Origin of the sequence: Sediminibacter sp. Hel_I_10 (assembly GCF_000688335.1) — a bacterium.
Classification (GTDB): Bacteria; Bacteroidota; Bacteroidia; order Flavobacteriales; family Flavobacteriaceae; genus Psychroserpens.
Genome location: NZ_JHZX01000001.1, coordinates 3,879,024 through 3,896,381, shown reverse-complemented (window position 1 = coordinate 3,896,381; position 17,358 = coordinate 3,879,024). Strand labels below are relative to the sequence as shown.

General features: G+C 36.2%; 10 protein-coding genes. 5 read left to right on the top strand and 5 right to left on the bottom strand.

Annotated features, from left to right (window positions below):
- The first annotated feature begins 58 nt into the window (after positions 1-58).
- Positions 59-5,722, top strand: coding sequence for a T9SS type B sorting domain-containing protein (locus tag P176_RS19770; protein WP_051605558.1), 5,664 nt, complete (start codon positions 59-61; stop codon positions 5,720-5,722).
- A gap of 122 nt (positions 5,723-5,844) precedes the next feature.
- On the opposite strand, the gene P176_RS0117555 is transcribed toward P176_RS19770, so the two are convergent.
- The 3 genes from P176_RS0117555 to P176_RS0117545 are packed head-to-tail and all read right to left on the bottom strand — an operon-like array spanning position 5,845 to position 10,869.
- Entirely contained in the window at positions 5,845-8,529 is a 2,685-nt protein-coding gene (locus P176_RS0117555) for a DNA gyrase/topoisomerase IV subunit A (protein ID WP_026755928.1), read from the bottom strand.
- Positions 8,522-9,013 carry a hypothetical protein gene (locus P176_RS0117550; protein ID WP_026755927.1) on the bottom strand — a complete coding sequence of 164 codons (492 nt, stop codon included), beginning with the start codon at positions 9,011-9,013 and terminating at the stop codon, positions 8,522-8,524. The genes P176_RS0117555 and P176_RS0117550 overlap by 8 nt, the downstream gene beginning before the upstream one ends.
- Before the next feature lie 5 nt (positions 9,014-9,018).
- On the bottom strand, positions 9,019-10,869 hold the full coding sequence (locus P176_RS0117545; RefSeq protein WP_026755926.1) for a DNA topoisomerase IV subunit B: 1,851 nt from the start codon (positions 10,867-10,869) through the stop codon (positions 9,019-9,021).
- Positions 10,870-11,077: 208 nt separating this feature from the next.
- Here P176_RS0117545 and P176_RS0117540 point away from each other — a divergent pair, with 208 nt between their 5' ends.
- Positions 11,078-11,902 (top strand): phosphatase PAP2 family protein, encoded by an 825-nt coding sequence (locus P176_RS0117540; protein WP_026755925.1) that lies wholly within the window; start codon positions 11,078-11,080, stop codon positions 11,900-11,902.
- Between the two features lie 114 nt (positions 11,903-12,016).
- On the opposite strand, the gene ychF is transcribed toward P176_RS0117540, so the two are convergent.
- On the bottom strand, positions 12,017-13,111 hold the full coding sequence (gene ychF / locus P176_RS0117535; RefSeq protein WP_026755924.1) for a redox-regulated ATPase YchF: 1,095 nt from the start codon (positions 13,109-13,111) through the stop codon (positions 12,017-12,019).
- Between the two features lie 324 nt (positions 13,112-13,435).
- On the opposite strand from ychF, the gene P176_RS0117530 reads away from it, so the two are divergent.
- On the top strand, positions 13,436-14,569 hold the full coding sequence (locus tag P176_RS0117530) for a carboxypeptidase-like regulatory domain-containing protein (RefSeq protein ID WP_026755923.1): 1,134 nt from the start codon (positions 13,436-13,438) through the stop codon (positions 14,567-14,569).
- A gap of 80 nt (positions 14,570-14,649) precedes the next feature.
- On the opposite strand, the gene P176_RS0117525 is transcribed toward P176_RS0117530, so the two are convergent.
- Positions 14,650-15,003: a 4Fe-4S dicluster domain-containing protein gene (locus P176_RS0117525; RefSeq protein ID WP_026755922.1), complete on the bottom strand. Its 354-nt coding sequence runs from the start codon at positions 15,001-15,003 to the stop codon at positions 14,650-14,652.
- 86 nt (positions 15,004-15,089) lie between these two features.
- Between P176_RS0117525 and P176_RS0117520 the strand changes: the two genes are divergently transcribed.
- Together P176_RS0117520 and serC are read left to right on the top strand one after the other, a co-directional pair.
- The gene (locus P176_RS0117520) at positions 15,090-16,151 is read left to right on the top strand and encodes an acyl-CoA reductase (RefSeq protein WP_026755921.1); all 1,062 of its coding nucleotides are present in this window, start codon (positions 15,090-15,092) and stop codon (positions 16,149-16,151) included.
- Positions 16,152-16,291: 140 nt separating this feature from the next.
- Positions 16,292-17,356, top strand: a complete 1,065-nt coding sequence (gene serC, locus P176_RS0117515) for a 3-phosphoserine/phosphohydroxythreonine transaminase (RefSeq protein WP_026755920.1) — start codon at positions 16,292-16,294, stop codon at positions 17,354-17,356.
- Positions 17,357-17,358: the final 2 nt, after the last annotated feature.

Genomic DNA, 17,358 nt, shown 5'->3' with positions numbered 1-17,358 from the left:
ATTTTCCCTACTCAAGTCTGCACAATTAACTTAATCTCATTATAAATGGCACCATTTAATGAGAGACTATTACCAAATTCTTTTTTTGGTAGTTTTTGGTTTTGCTATTGCCACGCAAGCCCAACAAATTACCACAGATGATTCTTTACCAATAAATGCCTTAATCCAGAACAATTTGGGCCAAGGTTGCGTTGATATAAGTAACATCTCTACGAGCGTTAATGGACAAAGCAGCGGATTAAGCAGTTTTGGCTCATTTAACAGTGCATCCTCTAATTTTCCTTTTGAAAACGGCATCCTTCTTACCACGGGAAGCATTGACTCAGCAGGTAATTCCTTAAACACAAGTCCACTTAATGAAGGTGACGAGAATTGGGGAACCGATACAGATCTAGAAAATGCCCTTAATATTTCCAATACCATAAATGCAACCTCTATTGAATTTGATTTTACATCTGTTGCCAATCAAATTCAGTTTAAGTACTTATTAGCTTCCGAAGAATATTTAAACGCAAACCCTTGTTCCTATTCGGATGGCTTTGCTTTTTTAATAAAGAAAGCTGGTACTTCAGAGCCATACACTAATATCGCATTAATTCCCAATACCAACATTCCTGTAAACACGAACACCATTCACGACGATATTGCAGGGTTTTGCACCGCCTCTAATGAAGCTTATTTCGAGGGTTATAATATTGGTGACACCAATTACAATGGCAGGACCACAGTATTGACAGCATTTGCTGATATAAATCCAAATGTACCATACCATATCAAATTAGTGATTGCAGATCAAGGTGATGAGTTTTATGATTCAGCCGTATTTATAGAAAGTAATAGTTTTAATGCTTCGGTTAATCTTGGTCCAGATATAGTGACTTGTGCTAATTCTACTTCATTAGACGGAGACATACAAAATAGTTTTGCAGACTATGAATGGTTTCTTAATGGCTTACCAATTGCTGGTGAAACCAACTCGACATTAAATGCAACCGCATCTGGTCTTTACACGGTAAAAATTACTATTGGATTGAATAACAGTGAATGTATCATTGAAGACAATATTCAAGTCACACTAAACTCCGAACAATCTACAACCAACATCTCAGATTATATATTATGTGATGATGCGGCTGATGACGGTATCGCCATATTTGATTTGCCCTCAAAAGAGAATGAAATCTTGAGTGCATTGCCACCATCTAACTACGTCGTCAGCTATCATCTCTCCTTAGACGATGCGCAGGATAATACAAATACACTTCCAGAAGTCTACCAAAACACAACCTCTCCTCAAACTATTTACGTGAGAACAGAGGATGCGGTTAACGGCTGCACAACCTATACCATGTTTAATCTCATTGTGAACCAAGCCCCTGAAATTAATGAGCCTCAAGACATTATTGCTTGCAACAATGGCACTGCTGATGCCTCTGCACTCATCAATTTAAATGAAACAAGTAACGAAGTTACTGGAGGTAATCCTAATCTATTTGTAAGCTATCATTTCACGCCGCAAGATGCGAATTCTGGAGCAAACCCTGTGTTCTCACCTTATAATACGGTCAATTCTGAAGACACACTTTACATAAGAGTTTTTAATGCTGAAACAGGATGTTTTAATACAACATCAGTACATATTACTGTTCAAGAAAGTCCCATAGTCAATGCCGACCAAAATCAATGGTTAGGTGCTTGTGACCAAGGAGGTGATGGTTTTGCCGATTTTGATTTAACCGAAGTAATAGATGATATTCTTCAAGGGCTTACGGGAGTATCTGTAAGTTTTCACTTGAGTGAAAGTGACGCGCAAACGGGTAACAATCCAATTGCAGATGCCTCTAACTATCAAAATGTAGTTTCCAATTTACAGCTTATTTACATTAGAATTGTAGATGAAGCAACGGGCTGTTCTACAATAGTGCCCTTAGAGATCCATACAAGTATTGTGGAGACAGGTGTTTCTGGAGCAGCACATTACGAATGTGATGATCCATCTGGTGATGATGTTGAAACTTTTGATCTTCAAATAGTAGCTACTGAAATGATTGGCGTCTATGAAGAACTAGTGGTCACATTTTATGAAACACAAGAAGATTTAGATAATGGTGTAAATGCCCTTGATGACAGTATTCCTTATGAAGTGGATACAGAAATGACACTTTATGCGACTGTTGCTAACTCTGATTGTATAGAATTTGCCGTAGTTTTATTGATAGTAACTCCGCCTATTGATATTCAACCGGGTACCGTAGATTATTGTGATGTTGATACCGATGGCTTCACCTCTATAGATCTGGAGTCTTTTAACGACTATGTCTCAACAGGCGTCAACGGAGCTAGTGTAAGCTATTATTTAACCGAAGATGACGCTACCAATCAGGAAAATGCACTTCCGCCCTATTATTACAACACTTCAAACCCACAACTGTTATGGGTAAGAGTTGAGAATTCGGTTTCAGGTTGCTATGATGTAGCGCTTTTAACTATTAACGTGACTTCTGCACCAACCGCTTATTTCCCTACAGATCTTATCGTTTGTGATAATGATACCGATGGGTTTTATGTTGTGGACCTTACCTCTAAAATTCCTGAAATTACTGAAGATACTTCTAATTTAGAGCTTAAGTTTTTTGATAATTATGACAATGCATTTAATGATGTCAGTAATATTTTAGAACCGGAAAGCTATAATACGGCCTCCCAAAATATTTATGTGCGTGTTGAAAATGTCACATCCGGATGTTTCAATATTGTATGGTTTTACACTGCCATAAGTGCGCTATTAGAAAATATCACGATTTCTAATTTTGCCAATTGTGAACCAGACGGGAATTTAATTACCGACTTCTATTTCTATTTAAAAGATGCTGAAATTCTTGAGGGTCTATCTGGATTTGATGTGCTCTATTTCGAAACAGAACAAGACGCCATTGATCGTACAAATATCATCGATAAATTTGCACCTTATCAAAATACAACGAGTCCGCAGGCGATGTATATCAGAATAGAAAGTATTTATGACATCCAATGCTTTGGAACTTACTCCTTTGATATAGAGGTTGGAGCGCTTCCCTTATTTAATGCGCCCTCTAACTTTTTTGTATGCGATGACGCGAGTAATGATGGCGTAGAGAACTTTAATTTCAACGATAAAGTCGATGAGATTTCAGAAGGGATATCCCAAGATTTAGAGATTTCGTTTCATTTGTCCCAATATGAGGCCGAATTAGATCTTAATGAGCTTCCACTTAATTTTACTAATACCAGTAATCCACAACAGATATTTGTTAGAATTGAAAACGGAACCTATTGTACTGCTGTCTCTGGATTTCAGATAGACATTATTCAATTGCCCATTGTTGGGAGCCCTTCAGACTTGGTTAAATGTGATACTGATTACGACGGATTTGTGAATTTTGATATTTCAGAAGTGGAAATAGAAATTTTAGATGTAAGGCAAGATGACATTATCATTACATATCACGAATCTTTTGAGGGTGCAGAAACGGATACCGAAATTATTGGTGATCCCGAAAATTATACCAATACTTCTAATCCTCAAACCGTATATATTAAAATCAATAATACCATTTCCGATTGTTCTGTAGCATTACCTATTAACTTGAGTGTTGATCTTCCGCCTCTGGTTAATGATTTTGAGACTTATGATATCTGCGAAAATGTAGAGTCTAGTTTTGATCTTAGCACAATAGATACTGTTGTCAATAATACGCCTTCATCGTTTTTGATAAGTTATTACGGTTCGCTTTCAGACGCCGAAAACAATATCAATGCGCTTTCTACAGATTATACCTATACTTCAAATACTGATACTATTTTTATACGAATTGAAAACCCAGTCACGGGTTGTTGGACCACTTACAATTTTGATTTAGTTATAAATGCATTACCCATAGCAAATACACCAGGAGATCTAAGGGCTTGTGATGATATCAGTAATGATAATTTGGAAGAATTTGATATCTATACCTTAACACCAGAAGTCTTGGGCAGTCAAGATGCTGATGCTTTTACTGTGACGTATTATGCTAATGAGACTGATGCTATTTCAGAAACAAATCCGCTTGATAATTTTATAATAGGTCAAGATTCTCAGACCATTTATGTACGAGTTGAGAACAACGAGACGGGATGTTTTAGCACAACCCAATTTGGTTTGATTATAAATGAACATCCAAATACTCCAAATCCAATTGCAAATTGTGACGATGATTATGATGGTATTACCATGTTTGATCTTACCCAAGTAGAACCTGAACTTTTTGATACCCTTAACCCTGATGTTGAAATCACTTATTTTGAATCATTAACTGACTTAGAATCCAACACAAGTCCCATAGCTAATCCTGCAGCATACGAGAACATCAGTAGCCCACAGACTATTTTTGTTAAGGTTTATAACACCATTTCTGATTGTTTTCAATGGGTTAGTCTCGAAATAGATGTTAATCTTCCTCCAGAAATTAATCCAGTACAAACCTATAATGCTTGTATTAAAGCAGACGGTTTTGTCACCTTATCAGATTTTAATGTACAATGGCTTGATCAAAGTTTTAATATTATTGTGAGCTATTATGCTTCGGAAAATGACGCTTTCAACCAAAGCAATCCTTTAGAGGATACTTATTTTTACACCTCTAATGTTGAAACCTTATTTTTACGAGTAGAATTTTCAACCACGCATTGTTTCTATATTCATGAATTTAATTTGGTGATTAATGAACGTCCTATAGCAAATCAACCTCCTCCATTAGAGACTTGCGATGATGATTATGATCAGTTTTTCAACTTTGATTTTACCCAACAAAATCAAATCGTTCTGGGTAATCAAACCCAAAATGACCACACGGTCTCTTACTACTTGAATTTAGAAGATGCAGAAAATGCTATCAACGCATTGTCCAATGATTTTGAAGCCACTAACAATGACATCATCTTTGTGAGAGTAGAAAATAACACTACTGGTTGTTTCTCTCTAACACAATTTGAAACTATTGTAAGGCCAAAACCTATAGTTGATATTCCTGATCAAGTGATTTGTCTAGATGATTTACCGTTATTGGTTAGTGCAAATACCAACAATCCAAACGATTCTTATGAATGGTCTACCAACGCTATTTCTCCCGAAATTGAAATTACAGAAGTAGGCACCTACTCTGTGACTGTTACTTCAGAATATGAATGTACTACCACAACTGTTTTTAATGTATCAGAATCTGAAGCAGCAAGTATTGATTTCACTGAAACCGTAGATTTTTCAAATCCTAACAACATTACAATTACAATAAGCGGGATTGGCAATTATCTCTATCAATTAGATGATCTCAGTCCTCAAGAATCGAATGTTTTTGAGAACGTCACCTTGGGCTACCACACTGTTACTGTTATTGATCTCAATGGTTGTTCAGAGGTCACTAAAGACGTTGTAGTTATAGATGCTCCAGCATTCGTTACGCCTAATGGCGATGGCTATTTTGACACTTGGCACATCACAGGTGTTGAGACTTTACCGGGCACCATGGTTTATATCTTTGACCGCTATGGTAAATTGTTAACCACATTAAGTCATACTTCGCAAGGATGGGACGGTACTTATAATGGGCATCAAATGCCAGCAACAGACTACTGGTTTTTAGCAAAAGTTAAAAAGGGAGAAATTGATTTTGAGGTAAGAGGACACTTCTCACTTCGTTTATAGCGTGTATACATCAATATAACAAATTCTGTGAAATTTTTATGAGCAATCGTATCGTCTTGATTTCTATATACGAATCAACTAAGGGTTAAGTTCTGCTATTATCAACTCATAGCTTACTATTTTCAAAACAAAGTGGTTTGCCCTTCTCCATCCTTATCTAAACTATCGTCAGCATCTTGATCTTTTGAGGCCTGATTGGCAGAAGATTTTTCTCCTGATTGAGATGCTCCATTGTCACTGTCAACTTCAGTTTCATCAATCACCTCCACATCTTCTGCATGAATGTCTTCAGGAGCCTCATATGGTAACGGATCTAAAATACTAATTTGATTTACTTTCTCTTTTGTAAGTTGGTTGCCTAGGGCAGTAATTCCTTTAACAGCTATAAATTCTTCTAAATTCACCGTCTCGTTATCTTTTCGGTCTTTACCGCGTTCTTTGGTGAATTCTATTTCGGCCATTGGTCTCCAATCCGTAGATACGATTTCGAGATGCGATTTTGGATGGTCTGAAATAAACGTCTCCTGTTTGCCTTCATTTTCAATTAAAAATCGTTTCACATAATAAAGTTCCTTTTCTCCATTAAAATAAATAGCAGAAATTGGTTTTTTAGGATTCCATTTCTCTAAAACAATCATATCATCATCAAAACGAGCCGTGATTTCAGGAAGTATCGTCTTAACTTCTCCAGACTGTGTAATAATTAACAATCGGTCTTCGCCTCTAAACTCACCTAAAAGTTCACCACGATCATCAACATTAAGTCGTTGTACGACCTCATCGAACCAAATTTTTCGTGGTTTTAAAGTGGACACCCCTTTTTCCTTAAGCTCAATTTTTTTGATGGCATATTTTGTTACCGTATTTCCTTTTGAAGAGCGGCCTTTAATGAGAATATCAGCAAAATCAAGATCCCATTTTAGTTTTTTAATACTTCCAACTTGACGTAAATAAATGGTGATTACTTCTGCCTCTCCGTTAGGATTTGCAGAAAAATACCACATCAGGGATCCTTTAGAGCCATTGGTCAAATCATATTCACGATCTCGAGTAACAGCCGTAATTGCAAATCGCTTCACATACGTTGGCCCTTTACTGCCATCTCTATAGATCATGTTGTATATGGTGCGCTTGTCTTTCTTTTTGAACACGGCAACATGCACAATATCCTTGCCTATAAAGGTTTTGGTATCCACTTTAGTTACCATCATTTTGCCGTCTTTAGTGAAGCAAATAATGTCATCAATATCACTACAGTCACATACGTATTCATCTTTCTTTAAAGATGTCCCTATAAACCCTTCACTACGATTGACGTAAAGTTTTGTATTACGAATGATCACTTTGGTGGCATCCACATCTTCAAACGTTCTTATCTCGGTCTTACGCTCTCTTCCTGCGCCATAGTCTTTTTTGAGACGCTCAAAATATGCTATCGCATAGTCAATTAAGTTGGCAAGGTGATGCTTTACCTCTGCTATTTGATCTTCTAAGGCATCAATCTTTTGTTGCGCTTTATCTATATCAAATTTTGAAATCCGTTTAATTCTAATCTCGGTCAAACGAACAATATCCTCTTCTGTTACCTCGCGTTTTAAATGCTTAGTAAAAGGTTTCAAACCTTTATCTATAGCCTTTATAACACCTTCCCATGTTTCCTCTTCTTCAATATCGCGATATACACGGTTTTCAATAAAAATACGCTCTAAAGAAGCAAAATGCCATTGTTCTTCAAACTCGCCGAGTCTAATTTCCAATTCGCTTTTCAGCAGTTCTACTGTTCGTTCCGTAGAACGACGTAACATCTCTGTTACCCCAATAAATAAGGGCTTGTTGTCTTCTATAATACAGCCTAAAGGAGAAATAGAAGATTCACAGTTGGTAAATGCATAAAGGGCATCTATGGTTTTATCTGGAGAAATACCAGGTGGTAAATGCACTAGTATTTCAACATTAGCCGCCGTATTGTCTTCAATTTTCTTAATCTTAATCTTCCCTTTATCATTGGCTTTCAAAATAGAGTCAATAAGAGAAGAAGTGTTGGTGCCAAAAGGAATTTCTGTAATTACCAGTGTGTTTTTGTCCAACTGCGAAATTTTAGCACGCACGCGAACGCGACCTCCACGAAGACCATCTTTATAATCACTAATATCGATGATGCCTGCAGTAGGAAAATCTGGATATATTGTAAAACGCTTTCCTTTTAAATGTTTAACGGAAGCATCTATAAGTTCAATAAAATTATGAGGTAGAATTTTAGTAGAAAGCCCTACAGCAATCCCTTCTCCACCTTGTGCCAGAAGTAATGGAAACATGACGGGAAGATTGATAGGCTCTTTTCGACGACCGTCATAACTGGACTGCCAGTCCGTTATTTTTGGATTATAAACAACATCCAACGCAAATTTTGACAAACGTGCCTCTATATAACGAGAAGCCGCAGCACTATCTCCAGTGAGAATATTACCCCAGTTTCCCTGAGTATCGATAAGTAAATCTTTTTGTCCAATTTGAACCATGGCATCAGCGATACTCGCATCACCGTGAGGATGGTACTGCATGGTATGACCTACAATATTGGCTACTTTATTGTAGCGGCCGTCATCGAGATCTTTCATAGAGTGCATGATCCTACGCTGTACAGGTTTAAAACCGTCTTCTATAGCAGGTACTGCTCGCTCTAAAATTACGTAAGATGCATAATCTAAAAACCAATCTTTGTACATTCCAGTAACTCTGGTAATGCTTTCTTGAGGCAAATCGGGTTGTTCGCTATTTATGTTTAAGTCGTTGGTATCTTCACTCATTAATGATCGCTCCTGTTTTGTTCAATTTAATAATCTTACTTAATGACTGCCTAATATATCTGCGTTTTTTATTGCCCAAAAGAGTAATATTAAACGTTTCCTTGTTTGTTTTACCTCTTGAATTTTTGGTGTAAACAATTAAGGTTCTATAGAAAAAAAAGTTGTGGATTTTATATGCTTCTAACCGGTCTTTTTCAAACTCCAATCGTGTTTCCCTATAATTAAATCGGTCAGAAAGTAAAAGCCCCTTATTAATGATGATTACTTTTCTACCATCACTATCATATTCAAAATATCTTGAAATATTATGTACCAAAAAGAAAATAATCACAAAAGCTAAGACCACACCACCAAGAATTAAGGCACTGTGCGTATTAAAATCTGAAAACATTCGGGATAAAGTAGCAAATACAATGATTAATACAATCATTATAAAATAAACCGATACAATAGTATTTTTGACTTTGCCGTTATTGGTGCGCATGATAGTTACTCTACAATATCCAGTTCAACTTTTAGGTTATCAATAATGAATTCCTGTCTCGTAGGTGTGTTTTTACCCATATAAAATGACAACAATTCTTCTATAGACATATCCTTATCTAGCATTACAGGATCTAAACGAATATCTTCGCCAATAAAATGCACAAACTCATCTGGTGAGATTTCACCTAGCCCCTTAAATCTTGTAATTTCAGGTTTTGGCTTCAATTTCTCTATGGCTGCTATACGCTCGTCTACAGTATAACAATAAATCGTCTCTTTTTTATTACGTACCCTAAATAATGGGGTTTGAAGAATATATAAATGGCCTTCCTTAATGACTTCAGGAAAAAACTGCAAGAAAAATGTAATTAGCAACAGTCTAATGTGCATGCCATCAACATCAGCATCTGTCGCAATAACCACATTATTATACCGAAGATCTTCTAAAGAATCCTCAATATTAAGCGCAGCTTGTAACAAGTTAAACTCCTCATTTTCATACACAATCTTCTTACTTAGACCATAGCTATTGAGTGGTTTCCCCTTTAAACTAAAAACCGCTTGAGTATTAACATCTCTTGATTTTGTTATACTTCCCGAAGCAGAATCCCCCTCTGTTATAAAGAGTGTTGTTTCTAGATTACGTTCATTTTTAGTATCTCCAAAATGCACACGACAATCCCTGAGTTTTTTATTATGAAGACTTGCCTTTTTAGCTCTGTCTTTAGCTAATTTTCTAATACCAGAAAGCTCTTTACGTTCGCGCTCTGCCTGAAGTATTTTTCTCTGAATCTTATCTGCGGTTTCTGGATTTTTATGAAGGTAATTATCTAGATATTTTTTTAAGAAATCATTGATATATGTTCTCACCGTTGGCAGCTCTCCTCCCATATCTGTAGAACCCAACTTAGTTTTAGTCTGGCTTTCAAATACGGGCTCCATGACTTTGATAGAAATGGCAGAAACTACAGATTTTCTAATATCTGAAGCTTCATATGATTTTCCGTAGAAATCGCGAATTGTTTTTACCAAAGCTTCTCGAAATGCCAATAAATGCGTTCCACCCTGTGTTGTATTCTGTCCGTTAACAAAACTTCTATATTCTTCGCTATATTGAGTTCTACTATGCGTTATCGCAACTTCAATATCATCACCTTTTAGGTGGATGATTGGATAAAGTCGATCTGATTCGGCAATGTTTTCAGATAATAAATCTTTAAGTCCGTTTTCGCTATAAAATTTTTCTCCGTTGAATACTATAGTCAACCCAGGATTTAGATAGACATAGTTTTTGAGCATTTTTTCAACATACTCATTACGGTACTTGTAATTTTTGAAGATGGTTTCATCTGGAATAAAAGAAACTTTGGTCCCCTTCCGACGTGAGGTATCATCCAAAAGTTCTTCATCCATCAAATTACCTTGCTCAAATTCTGCAGCAGCAGATTTACCATCACGATTAGATTCAACCCTAAAGTAATGGGACAAGGCATTCACGGCTTTTGTACCAACACCATTAAGACCTACCGACTTTTTAAAAGCTCTAGAATCATACTTACCACCAGTATTCATTTTAGACACTACATCTACCACTTTCCCTAAAGGAATACCACGGCCGTAATCACGTACAATTACCTTATTGCCCTGTATGGAAATTTCAATGGTTTTACCCGCTCCCATCACATACTCATCAATGGAATTGTCTAAAACCTCTTTTAATAAAATATAAATACCATCATCTGGTGAAGAGCCGTCTCCCAGTTTACCAATATACATACCAGGACGCATACGAATGTGTTCTTTCCAGTCCAGCGAGCGTATGTTGTCTTCGGTATATTTGGTTTCTTCAGTCATAAATAAAGGCGGCGTTAGATAGTACGCTAATATAACACAACGTCGTAAAAAATGAAATAAGGATGCCACGAAGTAATTAACAATAAAAAACAAATGTTGTTGAGAACCTCAGTATTTCTTATCGATTTTATGCTTTAAGCTAATTTATTTGCTTTTTTGAGCAAATCACAGAAAGCGCGGTTATCTATTTTTGCCGAAAAATAAACACATGAAACATCTCTTGATCATTATTCTTTTTGCGCTTTTGAGCTTGAGCACTTTCTCCCAAACTAACAGTTCTCCTTATGAATGGAATTGGACTACAGATGGTATTTGGACTGGTGCAGCACTTGCTGGCAGTGCTGGTGGATTATTGCTCATTCAAAATAAAGAAGACATTAGCATGGAAGAGCTTAATCGGGTTTTGGCAAATAGAGATAACATTAATTTTCTTGACAAATGGGTTGCAGGAAATGACTCTGAGGATGCAAGTACATTAAGCGATATTCCATTTGCTCTATCTTTTGTAGCGCCATTTGCATTATTATTTGATGATGAAGCTAATGAACATAGTGGACAATTATTTGGTATTTATATCGAAAGTTTAGCAACAACAGCCTCCCTATATGCAATTACAGCAGGTTTGGTGAATCGTTCAAGACCATATGTATACAGCGATGCTATACCAGATGAAAGACGTACTCGTAATAACGGGCAGCGCTCATTTTACTCTGGACATGTTGCAGCCACGACTGCGGCTACATTTTTTGCTGCAAAAGTATTTCAGGATTTTAATCCAGACTCTAAGGGCGTGCCCTACGTTTGGACGGGAGCGGCAATTTTACCACTCACAGTAGGATACTTAAGAATGGAGGCTGGACAACACTTTTTAACTGACGTGCTTTTAGGCTATGGTTTAGGCGCTGTTGTAGGGTATTATACTCCAGAATTACACAAAAAGGGTAACGAACAAAAACTCAGTTTTGGAACGTTTACAGATCTAACCCCTAAAGGAGAACGTTATCAAGGCGTGGGTTTAAGCTTTAAGTTTTAAAGCTCCGTTATTCTGTAAAGGAAAATTTATAGAAGTTATTACATTAAAAAACAAGCCTGAAATAGTTCTATTTTAGGCTTGCTTTTTTTTACAATGTGAGTTTTAATTGGTATACTATACGTTAAATAAGAAATGCATCACATCACCATCCTTAACCGTGTAATTTTTACCCTCAACACGCATTTTTCCTGCTTCTTTTACTTTAGCCTCATTACCATGAGATACAAAATCATCATAAGCGATGACTTCTGCTCTAATAAAGCCTTTTTCAAAATCGGTATGAATCACACCTGCGGCTTGAGGTGCTGTAGACCCAACATCTATAGTCCAAGCACGAACCTCTTTTACACCAGCCGTAAAATACGTCTGTTGGTTTAATAATTTATAAGCAGATCTAATCAGCTTTGCAGAACCAGCCTCAGCTAAACCAATATCTTGAAGAAACATTTTGCGCTCTTCGTAGTCATCCAATTCATTAATATCGGCCTCTGTACCTACAGCAAGTACCAAAACTTCAGCATTTTCATCTTTTACGGCTTCAAGCACTTTGTCTACGTATGCATTTCCTGTAGTTGCACTTCCTTCATCAACATTACAAACGTACATTACAGGTTTATCGGTAATAAGTTGAGCTGGATTAACAAAATCGTTATAGTCATCTTCGCTAAATTCCAAAGCTCTTACAGATGTTCCTGCCTCTAATCCTGCTTTCAGCTTAAGCAAAACAGCCTCTTCTTTTTGAGCTTCTTTATTACCTGTTTTTGCAGCACGCTTTACTTTATCTAATTTTTTATCTACTGTTTCCAAATCTTTCAATTGGAGTTCCATATCAATGGTTTCCTTATCTCGAATTGGGTTGACGTTACCATCAACGTGTATAATGTTTTCATTATCAAAACAACGCAAAACATGAAGAATGGCATCTGTTTCACGAATATTTGCTAAAAATTGATTTCCTAAACCTTCTCCTTTACTAGCGCCTTTTACAAGACCTGCAATATCTACAATCTCAACTGTAGCTGGCATAACCCGCTCAGGATTTACTAAACTTTCTAGCTTTTCCAGTCTTGGGTCCGGAACATTGACAACCCCAATATTTGGTTCAATAGTACAAAACGGAAAGTTTGCACTTTGAGCCTTGGCATTTGATAAACAATTAAATAAGGTCGATTTTCCTACGTTTGGTAATCCTACAATTCCAGCTTTCATTAATAATGTATTTAATAGTTTCCGTGTAAACGAAAATCTTTTTTTTGCGAGTGCAAATATAAGTATTTAAGCATGACTTTACTTATAGTTTATCATTAGAAATCATCCTACAATTAAGACTTTTTTAAAACGATTTCGACTTTAGTTTCTTATAAAGAATCAAACCTTCAACCCATTTAACAAAAAAAAAATTTAGAAAAAATTTAAATATCTCATTGAAACGTAGGGAAAAACGCATCTTAACTGTTAAATAGATAGATATACTTGTGTTTTTATATCTTTAAGAATCTGTATTTTCAAATTAATCCATATAACCCTCTAACAATGAAAAAATCAATTAGCCTTCTACTCCTATTATTAACGCTCTTTGCTTGCTCAGATGATAAAACAGAAACCGATACTACCGGTGCCTATCTTATATCTGGCAAGTTTGTAACTCCAAATGGTGAAGACGCTATTTCAAAAGCTAAAATCGAACTCTTCAAGGAAGGCCTGTTATTGAAAACACAAATGACCAACAGTTTAGGTGAGTTTAGTTTAGAAGAGTTGACTCCTGGCACTTATGATATTCGGCTTTCTAAAGGTTTATTTTCGGCTTCAAGAACCGTAACCATTGATGATGCAAATGACCTTCTAGAAATTATTTTAGAAACTATTGCCGTAACAGATCTTCCAAATATTGCAGTTGTTACCGGAAGCTATGATCATATCGAAGATGTGCTGTACAATATAGGTCTCGTTAACCCTGAAACCCAAGAACCACTTTTTGATATTATAGAAGGACAAAATATTTTTGGCCGTTCTCAAGCAGAACCTCATAAAAGCCATGGCAATAGTCTATCTCACATGAATAGAACCACTAATTCTCAATTGCAACCTAATGTAGATTTTGATTTTGCAGATTTAATTGAGTCTCCCGATCTTTTGAACAGCTATGATATCATCTTTTTAAATTGTGGTTTAAATGAAAGTAAAATAGAATTTAGCAACAATCTAACAAATTATGTAGCAAATGGCGGACTCTTATATGCTACAGATTGGGCGTTTGCTTACTTAGAGGATATCACTAATGGCGGTGAAGATTATATTGATTTTTACCAACCTATCCATTCTGGTACATCATTATCTACCGAAGCTGAATTATTAAATGAAGATCTTGCCAGCTGGTTGTCACTCAATTTTGAAATAGAATTAACGGACAATACCGTGACAATAGATGAATTTCTTAGCTCTTGGCAAGTGGTTGACACCTATGATACCGAAACGGTAATACCTTGGTTATACGGGCCTGTAGAATATAATGGAATAAGCGAAAGCAAATACTTAGCTTATACCTTTTTACATGATGAAGGCGCTGTGCTCTACTCTTCTTTTCATACTGAAAATGAAACAGACGAAGCTACCAGCGTTGAGCGACTGATGCAATATCTAGTATTTGAGCTTTCTGCCATGAAATAAAATTAGAGAACCCAATTATTCTGATATAAAAAAAGCCCTAAATATTGATTTAGGGCTTTTATATATTATCTCATTTTCATTTAATCTTCAGGATGCATAAAGCGTTGCTTTCCTAAAAGCACCTCTTCAGATTCTACATGCTCATCATCAGGCACACAACAATCTACAGGACACACTGCAGCGCACTGCGGCTCCTCATGAAAGCCTTTACATTCTGTACACTTATCTGGTACAATGTAATAAATCTCATCACTTACAGGCTCTTGTGCCTCTTCTGCATCAACGGCATTACCGTTAGGCAAAACCACATTTCCTTCTAAACTTGTACCGTCTTTATAGCGCCAATCATCAGCACCTTCGTAAATAGCTGTATTTGGACATTCTGGCTCACATGCGCCACAATTGATACACTCATCTGTTATTACAATCGCCATAGTAATCTTTCGTTTTTGTTTCCTAAATTTGCATTCTTAAAACGCTTGCAAAAATAACGCCTATACCTCGTTTAACCAAACCCCTTATGGATTTACAACAAAGAATTAACGCTTTAACTCATTTAGGCAAGTTTCTAAGTCAATTTTCAACAGAAGGCATCACACGTAACGATGCTATTCTCCATAATGATGTTTTTTTTGAAGGATTTCAGCATCAAATGAAACTCGCCAGTGAAACTAACGGTTGGTTCACTAAAGAAAACATATGCTTCGCATTAGAAGGCTGGTCTCAACAATTAAAAGAAAATCAGATCAAACAATGGGTAAGCAAGTATACATTTCATATTGAAACACCTAAGACCATTGCAATCGTCATGGCCGGAAACATCCCTTTGGTTGGGTTTCATGATTTTATTTCGGTACTTATTTCTGATCATTCGGTATTGGTAAAGCAATCTTCTAATGATAAGCACCTACTGCCCTACTTGGCCAAATATTTGGAATATGTGGAGCCCGGTTTTCGAAATAGAATACGATTTACGGAAGGTAAATTAGAGAATTTTGATGCGGTTATTGCTACAGGAAGCAATAATACCGCTAGATATTTTGAATATTACTTTAAAGATAAGCCGTCCATCATTAGAAAAAACCGAAACTCTATTGCCATCCTTACCGGAAAGGAAAATGAAGATCAACTTAAAGCACTTTCCGAAGATATTTTTAGGTATTATGGCTTAGGCTGTAGAAATGTATCCAAGCTTTATGTGCCTAAAGACTATGACTTTGAGCTGTTTTTTAAAGCAATGTATAACTGGCATCCCATTATTCACCAAAACAAATACGCTAATAATTACGATTACAATAAGGCCGTTTATTTAATGAGCGAATTTCAAATGCTTGAAAATGGCTTTTTAATGATTAAAGAAGATGAAAGTTTCGCCTCTCCTATTGCGACGCTATTCTACGAATATTATGATTCTAAAGCGGCATTACAAACCGAAATCGAAAATAAAAAAGATCAAATTCAATGTGTTGTAGCAAGTGGCTTTAAAGCAAGTGAAATTGAATTTGGACAAACCCAATTGCCAAACCTATGGGACTATGCCGATGATGTTGATACTATTTCGTTTGCGTTGACAATCTGTTAATAAGTTATCATTTTCTTAACCCTTTTTTTTTGAGAATTTACCACCTTTGTTAGTGAATTGGATACCCTTACATTTGTAAAACACTATTCAAAAAATCAACATTAATCGCATTCTGAAATTTCAGAACAAACTATATCTTCATGAAAAAACATAATTTTAGTGCTGGTCCTTGCATATTGCCACAAGAAGTCTTTGAAAAGGCATCACAGTCTATATTGGATTTCAATAATGACGGACTTTCAATTTTAGAAATCTCTCACCGTAGCAAGGCCTTTGTCGATGTTATGGAAAATGCAAGAGCATTGGCTTTAGAGCTTTTAGGTCTTGAAGGAAAGGGCTATAAGGCATTGTTTTTACAAGGAGGCGCCAGTACGCAATTTTTAATGGTAGCCTTAAATCTTTTAGAAAAAAGAGCGGCTTATCTCAATACAGGAACTTGGAGTGATAAAGCCATCAAAGAAGCTAAAATTTATGACGATATTTTAGAAGTAGGATCTTCTAAAGAGGCTAATTACAACTACATCCCAAAAGGATATAGTATTCCAGAAGATCACGATTATTTTCACTGTACTTCAAATAATACCATTTTTGGAACACAGATTAAAGAATTTCCAAACTCACCGATCCCAATGGTTTGTGATATGAGTAGTGATATTTTTTCTCGTGAATTGGATTTTTCTAAATTCAGTTTAATTTATGCGGGTGCACAAAAAAATATGGGTCCGGCTGGCACAACGCTTGTTGTAGTTAAAGAAGATATTCTAGGTAAAGTTTCTCGTAAAATTCCATCTATGATGGATTATAGCGTACATATTAGTAAAGGCAGCATGTATAACACGCCTCCTGTTTTTGCTGTATACGTTTCTATGCTCACACTGCAATGGTTAAAAAGCTTAGGAGGCATTGCTGCGATTGAAAAAGAAAATAAGAAGAAAGCCCAATTGATTTATTCTGAAATTGATTTAAATCCGCTTTTTAAAGGTTTTGCTGCTGAAGGAGACCGGTCAATAATGAATGCCACCTTCACTTTAGAAAATGAAAACCTTAAGGATACTTTTGAAACAATGGTTAAAGACGCTAATATCAACGGTATTAACGGTCATAGAAGCGTTGGAGGCTATAGAGCATCGATGTACAATGCCATGCCATTAGAAAGTGTTGGCGTATTGGTAGATGTCATGAGTGAATTAGAGCGTAAAGCTTAACA